General features: G+C 72.6%; 12 protein-coding genes. 9 read left to right on the plus strand and 3 right to left on the minus strand.

Going from position 1 to position 17,070, the window contains the following annotated elements:
- The first annotated feature begins 6 nt into the window (after positions 1-6).
- The 5 genes from ACWD3H_RS27850 to ACWD3H_RS27870 are packed head-to-tail and all read left to right on the plus strand — an operon-like array spanning position 7 to position 9,358.
- Positions 7-1,917: a non-ribosomal peptide synthetase gene (locus tag ACWD3H_RS27850; protein ID WP_451957063.1), complete on the plus strand. Its 1,911-nt coding sequence runs from the start codon at positions 7-9 to the stop codon at positions 1,915-1,917.
- Entirely contained in the window at positions 1,914-6,464 is a 4,551-nt protein-coding gene (locus ACWD3H_RS27855) for an SDR family NAD(P)-dependent oxidoreductase (protein ID WP_451957064.1), read from the plus strand. The genes ACWD3H_RS27850 and ACWD3H_RS27855 overlap by 4 nt, the downstream gene beginning before the upstream one ends.
- The gene (locus ACWD3H_RS27860) at positions 6,461-7,258 is read left to right on the plus strand and encodes a thioesterase II family protein (protein ID WP_451957065.1); all 798 of its coding nucleotides are present in this window, start codon (positions 6,461-6,463) and stop codon (positions 7,256-7,258) included. The genes ACWD3H_RS27855 and ACWD3H_RS27860 overlap by 4 nt, the downstream gene beginning before the upstream one ends.
- Positions 7,255-8,478 carry a cytochrome P450 gene (locus tag ACWD3H_RS27865; RefSeq protein ID WP_451957066.1) on the plus strand — a complete coding sequence of 408 codons (1,224 nt, stop codon included), beginning with the start codon at positions 7,255-7,257 and terminating at the stop codon, positions 8,476-8,478. The genes ACWD3H_RS27860 and ACWD3H_RS27865 overlap by 4 nt, the downstream gene beginning before the upstream one ends.
- 31 nt (positions 8,479-8,509) lie before the next feature.
- Positions 8,510-9,358 (plus strand): methyltransferase domain-containing protein, encoded by an 849-nt coding sequence (locus ACWD3H_RS27870; RefSeq protein WP_451957067.1) that lies wholly within the window; start codon positions 8,510-8,512, stop codon positions 9,356-9,358.
- Here the strand turns inward: ACWD3H_RS27870 and ACWD3H_RS27875 are convergent.
- Together ACWD3H_RS27875 and ACWD3H_RS27880 are read right to left on the minus strand one after the other, a co-directional pair.
- Positions 9,332-10,582, minus strand: a complete 1,251-nt coding sequence (locus ACWD3H_RS27875) for an NAD(P)/FAD-dependent oxidoreductase (protein ID WP_451957068.1) — start codon at positions 10,580-10,582, stop codon at positions 9,332-9,334. The genes ACWD3H_RS27870 and ACWD3H_RS27875 overlap by 27 nt on opposite strands.
- A 176-nt stretch (positions 10,583-10,758) precedes the next feature.
- Positions 10,759-12,288 carry a PucR family transcriptional regulator gene (locus tag ACWD3H_RS27880; protein WP_451957069.1) on the minus strand — a complete coding sequence of 510 codons (1,530 nt, stop codon included), beginning with the start codon at positions 12,286-12,288 and terminating at the stop codon, positions 10,759-10,761.
- A gap of 367 nt (positions 12,289-12,655) precedes the next feature.
- Between ACWD3H_RS27880 and ACWD3H_RS27885 the strand changes: the two genes are divergently transcribed.
- Positions 12,656-15,148: a glycoside hydrolase family 3 N-terminal domain-containing protein gene (locus ACWD3H_RS27885; RefSeq protein ID WP_451957070.1), complete on the plus strand. Its 2,493-nt coding sequence runs from the start codon at positions 12,656-12,658 to the stop codon at positions 15,146-15,148.
- A gap of 65 nt (positions 15,149-15,213) precedes the next feature.
- Here ACWD3H_RS27885 and ACWD3H_RS27890 read toward each other — a convergent pair whose 3' ends face one another.
- Complete coding sequence (locus tag ACWD3H_RS27890) at positions 15,214-15,744, minus strand: hypothetical protein (RefSeq protein WP_451957071.1); 531 nt, start codon at positions 15,742-15,744, stop codon at positions 15,214-15,216.
- Positions 15,745-15,966: 222 nt separating this feature from the next.
- Between ACWD3H_RS27890 and ACWD3H_RS27895 the strand changes: the two genes are divergently transcribed.
- The 3 genes from ACWD3H_RS27895 to ACWD3H_RS27905 are packed head-to-tail and all read left to right on the plus strand — an operon-like array spanning position 15,967 to position 17,050.
- Entirely contained in the window at positions 15,967-16,095 is a 129-nt protein-coding gene (locus ACWD3H_RS27895; RefSeq protein WP_355559012.1) for a hypothetical protein, read from the plus strand.
- Between the two features lie 2 nt (positions 16,096-16,097).
- Positions 16,098-16,397 carry a hypothetical protein gene (locus tag ACWD3H_RS27900; protein ID WP_451957072.1) on the plus strand — a complete coding sequence of 100 codons (300 nt, stop codon included), beginning with the start codon at positions 16,098-16,100 and terminating at the stop codon, positions 16,395-16,397.
- 5 nt (positions 16,398-16,402) lie between these two features.
- Positions 16,403-17,050: a tetratricopeptide repeat protein gene (locus ACWD3H_RS27905; protein ID WP_451957073.1), complete on the plus strand. Its 648-nt coding sequence runs from the start codon at positions 16,403-16,405 to the stop codon at positions 17,048-17,050.
- Positions 17,051-17,070 lie beyond the last annotated feature (20 nt).

The raw sequence follows: 17,070 nt of genomic DNA on the forward strand, positions 1-17,070 counted from the left end.
GGAAGCATGCACGGGTTTGAACCGGCCGGCGGCGCGGCCGGTGCCGGCCGCCTCTGCGAGGGGTGGGCAGAGGTGGGTGCCGACCATCTCTTCGAGAGATGGGCCGAGGTCGCGCCCGAGCGTGACGCTCTCGTCCACCCGGGCGGGCGGATGACGTACGCGGAGCTGCGCGAGCACGCCACGGTCCTGGCCGGTGAGCTCGTGGCGGCGGGGGTGCGGGCGGGCGACACGGTGGGGGTGCTGATGGAGCGCTCCTTCCTGCTGCCCGCTGCGGTCCTGGCCATCTGGAAGGCCGGTGGCGCCTACGTGCCCCTGCCGCCGTCGCACCCGGTGGGACGGAACGAGCTGGTGCTGTCCGACACGGGCGCCCGGATCGTCGTCGCCGACCGGGACCCGGAGGAACTGCTGCCGGGACACGGCCTGCGCTCGGTACGGCCGGACCTCGGAAGGCCGGATCCCGCCACGGGATCGGCGAAGGGAAGCGCCGCACCGGCGACCCGGGCCGACAGTCTCGCCTACGTGCTCTACACCTCCGGATCGACCGGTACCCCCAAGGGCGTGCTGGTGGACCACGGCGGCGTGACCAACCTGGCGGAGGGGCTGCGGCTGCTCTTCGGCGACCTCGAAGGGGCCCGCGTCCTGCAGTTCGCGCCGGTCACGTTCGACGCCTGGGTCTGGGAATTCGCGATGAGCCTGCTCAACGGCGCGACCCTGTGCGTCCCCGGGGCCGGGGTGCCGCTGTACGGCCGCGAGCTGAGCCGCGTCCTGTGCGAGCTGGACATCACCCACCTGTCCGGCGCTCCGTCGCTGCTGGCCACCCTGCCCGAGGACGTCCCGGTACCGGTCACCACCCTCACCTCGGGCGGCGAGGCGCTGCCGGAGTTCCTGGTGGAGCGGTGGGCGTCCAGAGTGCGCCTGTTCAACGCCTACGGTCCGACGGAGGCCACCGTGTCCGCGACGGCGGGGCGCTGCCGGCCGGGGGCGGGCAGGCCGTCCGTCGGACGCCCGCTGGCCGGGGTCGAGGTCCACATCCTCGACGCGGCGGGTGACCCGGTCGCGGAGGGGGAGACCGGCGAACTGTGCGTCGGAGGGCGCGGTGTGGCGCGGGGATACCTGAAGCGGCCCGACCTGACCCGCGAGAGGTTCGTCCCCGACAGGTTCGCGAGGCGCCCGGGCGCGCGCCTGTACCGTACCGGCGACCTCGCCCGGCGGCTGCCCGGGGGAGAGATCGACTTCGTGGGGAGGATCGACGAGCAGCTCAACGTCCGGGGATACCGGATCGAACCCGGCGAGGTCGAGGCGGCCCTGATGCGCCACCCGCGCGTCACCGGAGCGGCGGTGACCACCACCGGTGAGGAGACCGGAACCGCCAGGCTCACCGCGTACGCGCAGCTCTCGCGGGGGCCGGGGGTTCCCGCCGGCGAGTTGCGCGAGCTGCTCGCCGGTCAGCTCCCCCCGTACATGATCCCGTCGCTCTTCGTGACGCTGGACCGGCTCCCGCTGACCTCCCACGGCAAGGTCGACCGCGCGGCGCTGCCGAGCCCGGCGGGCGGCCGGCCGCGGCACGGCCACGCGGTGTCCTCGCGTCCGGGAGAGCGGGAGGTGGCCGAGATGGTGGGGCTGCTCCTGGGACTCGACGAGGTCGGCGCGGAGGAGAACTTCTTCGAGCTGGGCGGGACCTCGGTCGATCTCATCACCCTCCAGGCCGACATCCACGAACGCCGGGGGGTCCTGCTCCCCGTCGCCGACCTCATCGCGGCCCCCGACGTGCGGTCGCTCGCGGCACTTCTCGACACGCGCGCCGGGGATCGTGACCGGTCCGGGCGAGACCTCGCGACGGCCGCGGCGAGCAGGAGGAACCTGCTCGCCGGAAGCCGGTCACTGGAGGAACGCCGCTGGAAAGGACGACAGAGTTGAAACCGACGAACGCGGACGGCGCCGACATCGCGGGTGTCGGCGTCTCGGGCGCCGACATCGCGGTCGTCGGCATCGCCTGCCGCTTTCCCGGCGCGCGCGACGTCGCCGAATACTGGCGCCTCATCGCCGAGGGCCGCCGGGGCATCTCCGAGCTCACCCCGGACGAGCTGCGGGAGGGCGGGGCGAGCGAGGCGCGCCTCGCCGATCCCGAGCTCGTTCCCGCCGGTGGCATCCTCTGGGACGCCGACCGGTTCGACGCCTCCTTCTTCGGCTACTCGGCGCGCGAGGCGGCCCTCATGGACCCGCAGCAACGCATGTTCCTCGAAGCCGCCTGGCACGCCCTGGACGACACCGGCCACGCGCCCGACCACTTCCCCGGCACCATCGGCGTCTACGCGGGGCAGACCCTCGGCACGCACCGGGACAGGGACCGCGGGGCCTTTCTCGGCACCTCCGCGGACCTCCTGGCGGCCGCCGACGACAAGGACTTCCTCTCCACCCGGGCCTCCTACAAGCTCGGCCTGACCGGGCCGAGCATCACCGTGCAGGCCGCCTGCTCCACCTCGCTCGTCGCGATCCACCTCGCCTGCCGGGCGCTCATCACCCACGACTGTGACATGGCCCTGGCCGGCGGGGTCTCCTGGACGCCGCTGCGCAGGCAGGGCTACCTGCACCAGGAGGGCGGCGTCTGGTCCGCCGACGGCCATGTCCGGTCCTTCGACCGGGACGCGTCGGGGTTCGTCCCCGCGGACGGCCTCGGGATCGTGGTGCTGCGCAGGCTCGGGGACGCCCTGGCCGACGGCGACCGCGTCTACGCGGTGGTCACCGGAAGCGCGGTCACCAACGACGGTTCGGACAAGCTCAGCTACGCGGCACCCGGCGTCCGCGGCCAGCAGGCCGCGGTGGAGGCCGCGCTCGCGGTCTCCGGTGTCGACCCGGACACCGTCGCCTACGTCGAGGCCCACGGAACGGCCACGGCGCTCGGAGACGCGGTGGAGGTCACCGCGCTGACCCGGGCCTACCGGGCGGCGGGGGCGACCGGGCGTGGATACTGCCGGCTGGGCTCGGTGAAATCGAACATCGGGCACACCGACGCGGCAGCCGGAGTGGCCGGTTTCATCAAGGCCGCGCTGATGGTCCAGCACGGCCGGATCCCGCCCAGCCCCGTCGTCTCACCGCACCCCAACCCTGAGATCGACTTCGAGACGAGCCCGTTCCGTCTCGCGGCGGCGGAGGAGGACTGGCCGCTCACGGATGTCCCCCGCCGGGCGGCCGTCAGCTCCTTCGGTATCGGTGGCACCAACGCCCACGTGATCCTTGAGGAGCCGCCGCCGCGCCCGCCCACCGCCCCGGCCCCTCCGTGGCAGCTCGTCGCGCTGTCCGCGCGTGACGAGACGGCCCTCGCCGAGATGGCCGGAGCCTGCGCGAACGCCCTCGGTGACGTCTCCGATCCCGAGTTCGCCGACCTCGCCCGTACCCTCGCGGTCGGCCGTCGCCATCTCCCCTTCCGCCATGCCGGAGTCTTCCGCGACCGCTTCCACGCCGTGGCGGAGCTGCGCGGGCGCGCGGCCGGCGGAACCGCCTCCGCTGGCCGTGCGGGCAACGCCGACGTGGTGTTCATGTTCCCCGGTGGCGGAACGCGGTATCCCGGGATGGGGCGCGAGCTCTACCACGAGGAGCCGGTCTTCCGCGTGGCCGTGGACGAGTGCCTGGACCTGCTGCCGGACCGCTCCGCCGCCGGGCGGTTGGGTGCCCTGTGGGCGGACGGGCCCGGCGCGATGCCGGTCGCCGTCCCGGACGGGGAGAGCGACCCCTCCCTGGAGCTGCCCGCCGTGTTCGTCATGGAGATCTCGCTCGCCCGGCTCCTCATGTCCCAAGGGGTGATCCCCTCCCTGCTGATGGGGCACAGCCTCGGTGAGTACGCGGCGGCCTGCGTCGCGGGCGTCATGTCGCTGCGCGACGCCCTCGCCGTCGTGTCCAAACGCGGCGAGCTGCTGGCCTCGCTGCACGACGGGGCGATGCTGGCGGTTCCGGCCTCCGAGCGGGAGGTCGAGCCCTTCCTCGGAGAGGGAGTGTGCCTGTCGGTGGTCAACGGCCCGGCGTCCTGCGTGCTCGCCGGCCCCGCCGCCTACATCGCCGAGGTCAGGGAGCTGCTGGACCGGCGCGGGATCACCGGCCGCCTCCTGCCGCTCGGCACCGCCGCGCATTCGGCCCTGGTCGACCCCGTACTCGGGGAGTTTCGCGGCTTCCTCGCCGGGATCGCGCTGCGTGCCCCCTCGATGCGCCTGATCTCAGCTGTGACGGGGACCGACGACGCCGACTTCGCCGACCCTGAGTACTGGGTGACCCATCTGCGGGCGACGGTCAGGTTCGACGCCGCACTCGACCACGTCCTGGCCGACGGGCCGAAGATCCTCGTCGAGGTGGGTCCCGGCACGACGCTGAGCACGCCGGTCCGGGTACGGGCGGGCACGGACTCCGTGGTCGTCAACGTCACCCGCCACCCGATGGAGGAGCGGGCCGACAGGGAGGTCCTGCTCCGCGCGCTGGGCCGGTTGTGGGAGGCGGGCGTCGAGGTCGACCTGCCCTCGCTCTGGCCGGAACGGCGGCTCCGGCTGCCCGCGGTGCCCTATCCCTTCGCGCCCACCGTCACCCGCCCGCCGGACCCGGTGCGCGCCACAGAGCCCGCCGCCCTCTCCGGTGCGGAACGCTCACCCGACGGCCTGTACGGGGTCACCTGGAGGAGGGCCGTGGAGGTGCCGGCGGATCCGGGGCCGGCGGTGCGGGAGCACCGCTGGATCCTGCTCTCCGACTCCTCGCCCCTCGCCGAGGCGATCAGCGTGAAGCTGGCGGAGTACGGGGCCACCACGGTCGTCGTCACCCCGGGACGCGCGTTCCAGCGCGCGGCCCCGGACCGGATCACGATCGACCCCGGGTGCGGGGAGGACTACGAAAGGCTCCTGAAGACGGTGGAGGCCGACGCGGCCGGACCGCTGCGGATCGTCTGCCTCTGGGGATCGCCGCCGCTCTCGCGGACCTGCCCGCCGCTGGGCCACGTCGTCGGCCTGGCCCGTGCCCTGAGCGGCCGGCCGCGGGCCGATCTCTCCCTGGTCACCAGGGGTGCCCTGGAGATCACCGGAGGCGAGCGGCTCGACCCGCGCGCGGCCCTCACGATCGGAGCCGCGGGGCCGCTCCGCCACGAGCTGGCCGACGCGCGCATCCGGCTCGTGGACCTGGATCCCGGTGACGGAAAGGAGCACGGAACCCGGGCCACGGAGCTCCTCGCCGAGCTCTGCCGCCCTTCCCGCGAGGATCCGGGCGGGGATCCGGGCGAGGACCCGATCGGCCTGCGGGCAGGACACCGCTGGCTGCGCCACTTCGAGCCGCTGCGGGTGACACCGGGAACGGGCCCCCGGATACGCCGGGGCGGGACCTACGTGATCACCGGGGGGACGAGCGGGATCGGGCTGCGGCTGGCCGGGCACCTCGCGGACACGTACTCGGCACGGCTCGTCCTGATCGGGCGCGGAGCATCCGGGGAGTTCCCGCCGCACGGGCCCGGAAGCCGGGAGGGCGAGGCGGTGACGGCTCTCCTCGCGGGCCGGGGAGACGAGGTCCTGGTACGCGGCGCGGACGTCGCCGACGCCCGGCGCCTCGGGGAGGTTCTCGACGAGACGCGGTCGCGGTTCGGCGAGATCCACGGAGTGATCCACGCCGCCGGTGTGCCGGGGGGCGGCATGGCGGAGTTCCTGGCCGAGGACGACGTCGCCACCGCGTTGCGGGCCAAGACCGAGGGGACCTCCACCCTGGTCTCCGTCCTGCGGGAGGTCGGCGCGCTTCCCGACTTCGTCGCGCTGTTCTCCTCGCTGGCCTCGTTCTCCGGGGTTCCCGGGCTCACCTGCTACGGGGCGGCCAACGCCTTCCTCGACACGTTCGCCCTCTGCGCGCGGCGCGACGGCCTGCCGGTGCTGTCGATCAACTGGGACCGCTGGAACGGGGTGGGAATGGCCCGTGACATGGAACTGCGCCACCGTGAGCTCACCGGTGAGGGGCTGAGCGGCGGGTTGAGCCCCGAGGAGGGAGTCGAGGCCTTCGAGAGGTGCCTGGCGGCCCTTCCCCTGGGACAGGTGGTCGTCTCCGCCCAGCCGCCGGGGAGCGCGGGGCAGGCCGCGCGGCGCCCCGCCGTGCCCGCCGCCCGGTCACGACCTCCTCGCCCGCGCCACCCCGCCGTGCCACCCGCCGGTGGCACCGACGAGTGGAGTCCTCGCGAGCTGGAGCTGCTGGCCGTCTGGCAGGACGTGCTCGGCGTCGACACGATCGGGAGGCGCGACGACTTCTTCCTCCTGGGCGGGCACTCGCTGAGCGCGCTGCAGGTGGTCCAGCGCTGCAAGGAGCGATTCGGGGTTCAGCTTCCGGTCAAGGCACTGTTCGTCGCTCCGACGATCGAGGGCCTGGCGAAGGCACTCGCCGTGACGTGGGCGGACGGCGAGGGAGAGACCGGGGCGGGCGGTCCGCGCCCGGTTCTCGAAAGGAGTGATCTTTCATGACCGAGACGATCCCGGCGGATCAGTGCATGTGGCTGCGCCGGCGGCAGGTGCTCGCCGAGCCTCGGCTGCGCCTGATCTGCTTTCCCCACGCCGGGGGGTCACCGAGTTTCTACCGGGGATGGCAGGACCACCTGCCCGAGGACATCGAGCTGTCCGCCGTGTGCTACCCGGGCAGGCAGAACCGCATCAACGAGCGGCCGATCGACCGGATGGAGCCCCTCGTCGACCATGTCTGCCAGGTGCTCCTCCCCATGGCCGACCGCCCGCTCGTCCTGTTCGGGCACAGCATGGGCGCCGTGGTCGCGTACGAGGTCGCGGTCAGGCTCGCCGGGGAGCACGGGATCTCCCCGGCGTCGCTGCTGGTGTCCGCGCACGCGGCGCCGCACCTGTGCGCGAGCGACGCGCGGCGGATTCCCATCGGTGACGAGCAACTCGCCGAGCAGGCCGCGGCCGCGGATCCGGCGCTGCTGCGCTTCCCCGAGCTGATGGACCTGGCGATGATCGCGTTGCGGGCGGACCACGACCTGCTGTACGCCTACCGGCCCGCCGCCACCCCGAGGATCGCCGCTCCGATCACCGCCTACCTGGGGGCGGACGACCGGCGCGTGAGCCACGACGAGATGCGCGCCTGGAACCGCGTCGCGTCCGCGGGGTTCGAGCTGCTGACCTTCCCCGGGGACCATTTCTATCCGGTGGACGCGGAGGCGGCACTCGTCACCGACATCGTGACCCGCCTCGGCGACCTCGGTGTGCGGCACCGCGACGACCCGCTCTCCCCCTCCCCGCACGCGTGACCGCCGTGATCGACGACGGCCCGCCGGTACCGCTCTTCGTCCGCCGCTCCAGCGTCTGCCCCCTCGACCCGGCCGAGGAGTTCGCCCGGTTGCGGGCCGAGGAGCCGGTGGTCCGGGTCACCCTCTCGACCGGGGCGAGCGCGTGGATGGTCACCCGCTACGCCGACGCCCGCCGCGTGGTCGCGGACCAGTGGCGATTCAGCTCCAGGGCGGCGGTCGACGGCCCGATCCCGCCGCCGGAGCCTCCGGGAGGGTTCCCGCCGCCGCGCCCCGGCTTCTTCTCGACGTACGCCCCCCGCGAGCACGCGCGCCTCCGGCGGATGCTCAACGCGGAGTTCGGGGCCCGCCGGCTGCGGGCGCTGCGCCCGCGTGTCGAGGCCGTGGCCGACGAGCGGATGGCGGCGATGTGCCGTTCCGGGCCTGGCGCCGACCTGATCGCGGACTTCGCGCTCCCGGTCCCGGCACGGATCTTCCTCGAACTCCTCGGGATCCCCGAGCCCGACCGGGAGGGGCTGCGGCGCAATGCCGACGTCCTCCTCGACTTCACCCCGAGGCCGCTGGAGCAGGCGGTCGCCTTCGCAGAGCTGGACACCTACCTGAGCGCGTTCGTCTCCCGGTGCCGCCGCGATCCCGGCGACGGCGACGGCCTTGTCGGCAGGCTGATCTCGTCGTACGGCGCGGATCTCTCCGACGCCGAGCTGGCCGGGATCGCCGCCCAGTTGCTGCTCGCGGGGTACGCGACGACGGCCGGCACGATCGGGCTGGGAGCCCTGCTCCTGCTGCGCCACCCCGGCCAGGCCGCGGCGCTGCGCGCCGGTTCGGCCGACGTGGACCGCGCGGTCGAGGAGATGCTCCGCCATCTGTCGGTGGTCTCCTTCGGCAAGGTCTTCACCGCCGAGGAGGACGTCACGGTCGGCGGCCAGGAGATCCGGGCGGGGGAGTACGTCCTGTGCTCCCTGCCGTCGGCCAACCGTGACGCCGTCCTGGGGCCCGACACCGACCGGTTCGACATCACCCGCGAGCCGCTGCCCCATCTCGCCTTCGGGCACGGCGCCCGTTACTGCCTGGGCGCCGAGCTGGCCAGGCTGGAACTACGGGTCTGCGTTCCCCGCCTGCTGAACCGCTTCCCCGGCCTGCGGCTGGACGTCCCGTTCGAGGAGCTCCGGTTCACCCCGATGAACGCGGCCTACAGCCTCGAATCACTGCCGGTGTCCTGGTAGCCGGTGAGCCGGATCAGCGTACGGAGGAAAGATGCCCAGCACGCCGTATCCCACGACGGGTTCCTACGACTACCTGGCCTCATTGACGGAGAAGGTCGGCGGGCTCGACCTGCACTACGGCTACTGGTCGGGACCCGACGACGACACGCCGATCGAGGAGGCCACCGACCGGCTGACCGGGGTCGTGGTCGACCGCCTGGACGCGCGGGCCGGTGAGCTGGTGCTGGACGTGGGCTGTGGGAACGGGCGTCCCGCGGTGACGGTGGCGGAGCGCACCGGGGCGCGGGTGACGGCGATCGACGTCGACGAGCGGGCGCTGGAACGGGGGAGGGCGTGGGCGCGCGAGCGGGGCGTGGAGCCGCTGGTCTCCTTCGAGCGGTGCGACGCGCTGGCCATGCCCTACCCCGACGGTGCGTTCGACGCGGTACTGGTCTTCGAGTCGACGCCGCACTTCGCGCCGGAGCCGCTCTTCGCCGAGCTCGTCCGGGTGCTGCGGCCCGGTGGCCGGTTGGTGGTGGAGGCCCCGTGCCTGCACGTTCCCGTCACCGACGACCTGCGGCCTCGGCTGGCGACGTACTTCGAGATGTTCCAGGTCCACTCCATCGAGCAGGCCGGGGTGTACCTGGAGATCCTGCGCGCGGCCGGTCTCGGCGTCGACGCCGTCGAGGACCTCACCGAGCACACCGAGCCGTTCTACCGGCGGATCCTGGAGCGGCTCGACGCCCATCGCGCGGAGCTGGCGGCCGAGTACGGCGCGGGGACCGTGGCCTGGATCCGCGACGGCATCGCCGACTGGGCCACGATCCCCTCGGGCAGCGTCCTGATCACCGCCCGCGGACCGAACCGTCCCGCCTCAGCGGACGGGGTCGAAGTCCCGTAGGGCCACGGGCTGCTTTCCGGTGGTGATCTGCTCGGCCAGCATGCGACCGGTGACCGGCCCGTGGGTGAATCCCCACATGCCGTGGCCACCGGCGACGTACCTGCCGGGGGCACGGGTGGCGCCGATCAGCGGCCTGCCGTCGGGGGTGACGGGGCGCGGACCGACCCAGGTGTCGGTGCGCTCCTCCCAGGAGACGCCGCTGAGCAGCGGCCGGGCGGACGCGATGATCGCGTCGACGCGCCTCTGGTACAGGGGGGCGTCGGCGTCCCGGAACTCCATCGTGCCGGCGACGCGCAGCTTGCCCTGGTAGGGCGTGCAGGCCACCCGCACGGCGGGCAGGTAGATCGGCCCGGGTACGGGCTCGTCCGTCGGCACGGTGAACGAGTAACCGCGTCCGGCACGTACCGGCACCCGGACGCCCCAGGAGGCGCCGAGCTGGTTCAGCCAGGCGCCGGTGGCCAGCACGACGGCGTCGGCGCTGACGGAGTCCCCGTCACTCGACCGGACGGCGATCCCGCCGGAGTGGGAGTAGACGTCGATCACCCGGAAGCCGGACCGGATCGTGGCGCCCCGGGCGACGACGGAGCGGGCGAGAGACCGGGTGAACTCTCCGGGGTCGACGTAGCGCTGCCCGTCCAGCCGGATCCCGGCCCGCGCGCGCGAGGAGAGCTGCGGCGCCTGCCTGCCGAGATCGTCACCCTCGAACGCGCTGTACTTGATCTCCAGGCCGGACTCGTTGATGCGCTGGAGCTCGTGCAGGAGCGCCACCGCCTGCCGCGGGGTCTCGAAGGCGGCCATGATCGGGGCCTCGACCGTGGGGGCCTCGACGCCGTTCGCGGTGAGCACGTCGAACGCCTCCAGGCACTCCTCGTTGAACGGGAGGTTGGCCCGTACGGCACGGCCCCAGGACTTCCAGCTGCAGTTCAGGGCGAACCGGGTGAGGAACGACAGCAGCGCCGGGTCGGGGGTGGCCGGTATGTGCAGCGGGGCGCTCGGGTCGAGCAGGGAGCGCAGGCCGTAGCGGAGGATGCCGGGCTCGTTCAGCGGTATGGCCAGCCCAGGGGAGAGCCAGCCCGCGTTGCCCCACGACGCGCCCGCGGCCACGTCGTCCCGGTCGACGACCGTGACCTCCACGCCGCGCTCCTGCAGGAACCAGGCGGTGGACAACCCCACCACGCCGGCGCCGATCACCACCGCCGTACGCGGCCCACCGTCGATGCCCATGACCATTTTCTCCGCTCTGACATTCATTGCCTGTTTCGAGCATCGCTGGCATGGACAGAGAACGGTGTGTGCGTTTCGGACAAGCACAATGATGTGTTTTGTCGTGCGGCGACAAGCGCCGGGAGCTGGGCCCCGGATCTGGCGCCCACCGCGGCTCCCTCCTCCGCCCCGCGAGGCTAGGCCCGGCCGACGGCCAGCGCGATGATCATCGCCAGCCGCTTCTCCGGTAGTTCGAGCTGGAGGTTCGTGATCTCGGCCATCTTCCGCAGCCGGTAACGGACGGTGTTCGGGTGGACACTGAGGCGGCCGGCGGCGACGGCCAGATCGCCCTGCGCCTCCAGCCACGCGCGCAACGTCGCGATGTACTGGGTGCCGTGCTCGGAGTCATGCCGGGTCAGTTCGGCGACCGGCCCGCGGGCGGGGGTACGCCCCGCCGAGGCGGCGGACCGGAGGCGTTGCAGCAGGATCTCGTCCCACGCCTCGTCGTAGACGACCGCCGGGGCGCCGGCGGGCCGCACCGCCCGGAGGGCGAGGCTCTCGTCGGCCTCCTGCCTGCTCGCGGCCAGCTGGGTGGGCCCCGCCGGGCCGCCGACACCGGCGAGCACGGTGACCCGCCGCGGCAGCACGTTCGCGATCGCGGTGAGCCAGTCCAGGACGGGCGTGGCGTCGTTGTCGCAGGGCAGCACCGTGTACAGGGTGTTGCCGAACAGTGCGCTCCGTCCCGGCCGCGACCAGCCGAAACCGGTGGTCGCGCGTTCGAAGGCCAGCAGGATCGCGGCATGCCGCTCCTCGGCGATGTGCGCCTGGAGCGCGATCACCCGGAACCGCTCCCGGGGCAGGCCGAGCCTGCTGATCACCGCGGCCGCGTCGGCGGTTCCCTCCAGCAGCTGGATGACGAGATCGGACTCCACCTGACGCTCCAGGTCCGCGCTGACCCGGGAACGCAGCAGGTGCAGTGCGACCGCCCGCGCCCCGTCCTCCAGGATGGTCCGGCGGGTGTCGGACAGCGGGCTCTCGCACTCGACCCAGATCGATCCCAGCAGCTCGCGCCCCGCCCGCACCGCGACCACCATGCGGCCTCTGAGGCCGTGTGCCGGTGAGGGGTCGACGAACAGCGGCTCGTCGGAGGTCGCCAGATGGGCGAAGACGCCCTCCCGCTCGAACAGCCGGCGCATGGCGTCCGGCACCCGCCTGCCCAGGATCGTCTCCAGCCGTGCCGGATCGGCGGTCTGCTGCGAGCCGGAGTAGGCCAGGACCCGCGACATCTGGTCCTCGATCGTCACCGCGTAGCCGAGTTCGGCCGCGAGCGTGTCCGCGAAGGCCAGCAGATCGTTCGGCCCCCGCCCGGCCTGGCTGCCTTCGAGCACCAGGCCGTACACCACGCCGAGGAGCTGGCTCCAGGACACCGCCGGTTCGACGAGCAGCACGGCGATCCCACCGGCACGAGCCTGTTCCAGCGCGCTCTCGTCGAGGGGAGGGTTCCCGTGCACCAGCACCGTGACGGCCCGTGCCGCCTGTGCCAGGCGTACGGCGTCGGACGCCGACTCCACGCCCACCGCCAGGAACACGTCACCGGTCGCGGGGCGGGTGTCGGTCGGATCATGCACCACCACGCTGCGCAGCTCGACGTCCCGCGACGCCGGAGCGCAGCACAGCCGAGCCCCGTAGCCACCGAGAACGTTCACCAACCGGTCCAGCTTCAACATCTACGCGACCTCTGCGTGCCCTCTGTGGTGCCCGCCTGCCGGCGGGTTTGCGGCATGAACACCGTTCTAGCAGATCAGCGGTACGGCGATCCGCCGGGAACCGCCGAGGACCTGTGCGGCTTGGGCCGAGGTGAAATTTTCACCGGGCGGCGGGTGGGCCGGGGCGAGTCCGTCCAGGTAGCCCGGTGAATGTCGGGACGGCAGGCCGGTGAGGAGGTGGAGTTCCCTTGGCCCCCGTTCTATGGTGCGAGATGTGGGAGCGCTCCCACAGTGGCCTGTGCAAGCCGTGCCGCCGGTTCGTCGGCCATCGCGCCGCCCTGCACCGTCCGACCCGCTTTTCCGGAAGAACTCCCCGAAGGGGCCTGATGTGCGCACCTCCCTCCTGACCGACCGGCCGGGCCGGCCGGGCCGCCGTCTCCGCGTCGGGCTCGCCGCACTGCTGCTGGCGGCCGGGATATCCGTCCCGGCGACGGCGACGGCGACGACGGCCGTGAATCCCTACCAGGATCCCGGCCTGCCGGTGGCGACCAGGGTCGCCGACCTCCTCTCGCGGATGACGCTGGATGAGAAGATCGGCCAGATGACCCAGGCGGAACGCGGCTCGGTCGGCAACTCCGACGTCACCACCTACCGGCTCGGCTCGGTGCTGTCCGGCGGCGGTTCGGTGCCCTCGCCCAACAACGCCACCTCCTGGGCGAACATGTACGACGGCTACCAGAACGCCGCCCTCGCGACGCCGCTGGGCATCCCCATGATCTACGGCGTGGACGCGGTGCACGGCCACAACAACGTGGTCGGCGCGACGATCTTCCCGCACAACATCGGGCTCGGCGCCACCCGGGATCCCGCCCTGGTGCAGCAGATCGGCCGGGCGGTCGCCGAGGAGGTCACCGGGACGGGCGTCGACTGGAACTTCGCCCCCTGCGTGTGCGTGGCGCGCAACGACCGGTGGGGCCGCACCTACGAGTCCTTCGGGGAACTGCCGGAGATCCCTTCGTCGATGACGAGCTTCATCACGGGCACGCAGGGCGCGGCGCTGAACGGGCCGGCCTCGGTGCTGGCCACCGCCAAGCACTATGTCGGCGACGGAGGCACCGCGAACGGCGTCGACCAGGGCGACACGCGGCTGACCGAGACCGAGCTGCGGGCGGTCCACCTGCCGCCGTTCAGGGCCGCGGTGGACCGCGGGGTGGGTTCGGTGATGGTCTCGTTCAGCAGCTGGAACGGCAGCAGGCTGCACGGGAACCAGTATCTGGTCACCTCGGTACTCAAGGGCGAGCTGGGCTTCACCGGCTTCGTCGTCTCCGACTGGAACGGCGTCGACCAGATCGACGGCGCTCTCGGGCTCTCCGCCGTCGACGTGCGAACCGCGATCAACGCCGGCATCGACATGGTGATGGAGCCCGAGGCCTGGCGGCAGTTCATCGACCTGCTCCGCGCCGAGGTGCAGGCGGGGCGGGTGCCGCTGTCCCGCATCGACGACGCCACGAGGCGCATCCTGACCAAGAAGTTCGAGCTGGGACTCTTCGAGAAGCCACTGGCCGACCGGACCTACACCTCGACCGTGGGCAGCGGCGCGCATCGCGCCCTGGCCCGCCAGGCGGTGGCGAGGTCGCAGGTGGTGCTGAAGAACGGCGGGAACGTCCTGCCGCTGGCCACCGGCGGCGGCAAGATCTTCGTCGCGGGCAGGAGCGCCGACAACATCGGCTACCAGAGCGGCGGCTGGACGATCTCCTGGCAGGGCTCGTCGGGGAACATCACTCCCGGCACCACCATCCTGCAGGGGATCCGCAACACCGTCGGATCCTCCACGACGGTGACCTACAACCAGACCGGCAGCGGCATCGACTCCTCCTACCGGGCGGCGATCGCGGTGGTGGGCGAGACCCCGTACGCGGAAGGTCAGGGAGACCGCACCGGAGCCATGGGGCTGGACAGCGCGGACCTGAACACCATCAACACGCTGCGCGCCTCCGGTGTGCCGGTGATCGTGGTCCTGGTCTCCGGCCGCCCGCTGGACATCTCCTCCCAGCTCTCCGGGTGGAACGCACTGGTGGCCTCCTGGCTGCCGGGCACCGAGGGGCAGGGCGTCGCCGACGTGCTCTTCGGCCTCACCCAGCCCACCGGCAGGCTCCCGGTGACCTGGATGAACAGCGCCGGCCAGCAGCCGATCAACGACGGGGACGGCAAGACCCCGCTCTTCCCCTACGGCTACGGGCTGACCTACGAGTCCGCCGTGGACACCAGCCCGCCGACGGCGCCGGGCACCCCGACGGTGTCGAACGTGACCTCGTCGTCGGTGAACCTGTCGTGGACGGCGTCCGGCGACAACGTCGGCGTGACGGGCTACGACGTGGTGCGGGTGCAGGGCACGACCGAGACCACGGTGGCGACGCCGACGACCAACTCGGCAGCCGTCACAGGGCTGTCGGCGAGCACCGCCTACACGTTCGCGGTGTACGCGCGTGACGCGGCGGGCAACCGCTCGGCCCGCTCGGCCACGGTGACCGCGACCACGGGCGGCGGTGGCGGCGAGGGCGGCACCTGCAAGGTCACCTACACGGTCAACGACTGGGGAGGTGGCTTCAGCGCCAACCTGGCCATCGCCAACACCGGCACCTCGGCCGTCAACGGCTGGACGCTGCGGTTCACCTTCCCCGGCAACCAGAAGGTCACCCTGCCCGCCTGGTCGGCGACCTGGTCGCAGTCGGGCGCCGCCGTCGCCGCGACGAACCTGTCGTGGAACGCGAGCATCGCGCCCGGCGCCTCGACCGGCATCGGGTTCAACGGCACCTACACCGGCGCCAACCCCAGGCCGACCGAGTTCACCCTGAACGGCACACCCTGCACGGTGGGCTGACCCGCACCTCACCGCGGCCGACCGGCGGATCCACGTAGCCGAATGCGTGGATCCGCCGGACCCGGTCACTTCCCGGTGGTCGCCTCGATCTTTACCGCCACCTCGCCCTGGAGCATCACCTTGGCGTTCAGGGGCTTTCGCGCGTTGAGCGCCCTCTCCAGTTGTGCCGCGGTGCACCTGTGCGGGACCTTGCCCGTGTCGCAGATCGTTCCCCGCGCGTCGAGCACCACCGCGTCCGGGCTGAGCATGACCGACTGCACATCGCCGTCACCGGTCTGCACGGTGATCCAGCCCGGCTGTCCCGGACTCGTGCCGAGTGGTCCGAGCAGGTAGACGGCGGGTCCGGTGTCCCCGGCGCCGTCGCCCGGCTCGTCCACCGCGAGCTCGGCGGGGGAGTCGGTCGAGCCGGCCGGAGACGAGGGCTCCGCGGTGACGGTGACGGTGACGGCAGGAGCAGGGGTGGGGGTGCTCTCGGGGCCGGAGGGAGAGGCGGAGACGGCCGGAGCGGTGGAGGAGGCGGACGAGCCGTCCGCCGCCGAACAGGCGGAAAGGCCGGCGGCGAACGCGGCCACCAGCAGGATGTGTGTCATCTTCAACGACCTACTCATAAGCCGCAACACTCCCACGGAGTCCGGCACAACAACGAATCCGCCGCGACGGTCCGTGGGAAAACCGGTCTGGTGCGCTCGAACGGGCGAAAGGGGGAGGCGGGCAGGACGGTTCCTCCGGCGCCGGGTGCGCCAGTCGACTCCACGCGGGCCATAAGCGTCCGGGATCACGATGAGGACGTCCTGATTCTCCGGAAAGAAGGAGTGGCAATGCGAAAGATCGCACGCCTGTACGCGCTGATCCTCACGGCGGCGGTACCCGTCCTCCTGGTGCTGCAGACCGGCAGCGCCACCGCGGAGGCCATCCGCATCGCCAATCACTGTGAGCCGTCTGCCTGACGGTGTTCGAACGAGTCGTCCGCCGTCATCGGATCAAGGTGATCCGCCGGTGCCTGCTGCGCGGTGCGTACTGCCGAAGGCGCGGCTGGTACGCCGAGGGTGAGCGGTGGGCGCGGCGGGCGGGTGAGGTGGCGGGCCAGGTGGATCTCACCGGACATGCCGCGCTTCTGGTGGATCTGGCGTCACTCTGGCACGGGCTCACCCGCTACCCGCAGGCACACGAGTGGGCCCGGCGGGCTGTGGAGTCGCTGGCCTCGGCACCCGCCGGGGCGGACGCGACGCATCACTCGCCGACGCGCTGATCCGGATGGGTGACATCGAGCGCAGGCAGGCCCGGCACACCACCGCGGAGGCGCACCTGCGCCGGGCGTTCGAGCTGGTGGACGAGGCGGAGCGGCCGCGGGGCGCGACGGTGCGGCTGGCCCTGGGAGTGCTCTGCAAGGAACTCGGCCGCTACGGCGAGGCCGAGACCCACTACCGCGGAGCGCCGGCCTGCCTGGAGCGGCACGAGGTGGACGACCCCCTGGCACGCGCCGACGTTCTGCACAATCTCGCGGGGCTCGCGCATGCCCGAGGTGACGACGATCCCGCGGGAGAGCACCACGCGCGAGCCGCGATCGAGATCCGGCGCGGGGTGCTCGGTCCCCGTCACGACCAGGTCGCGGCGGACCTGGCGGTGCTCGGCGCGGTACTCGCGAACCAGGGCAGGCTCGCGGCGGCGGAGGAGGCGCTGAGCCGGGCCCTGGACATCTTCGTTGAGCGCCTGGGCGCCGATCACTACGAGGTGGCGGTGTGCCAGGTGAATCTGGCACACCTGGACGATCTTCAGGGCCGTCCGGAGGAGGCGGGGCGACGCTACCGGGACGCGCTGCGCGTCAAGCACCTCGCCCTCGGGCCCGATCACCCTGAGGTGGAGCGCCTGTCCGCGCTGCTGAGGGCGAGGTCCGGGCGGTGAACCGGTCTCATGCCCCGTCG

The sequence above is a fragment of the Streptosporangium sp. NPDC002607 genome (genome assembly GCF_053592655.1).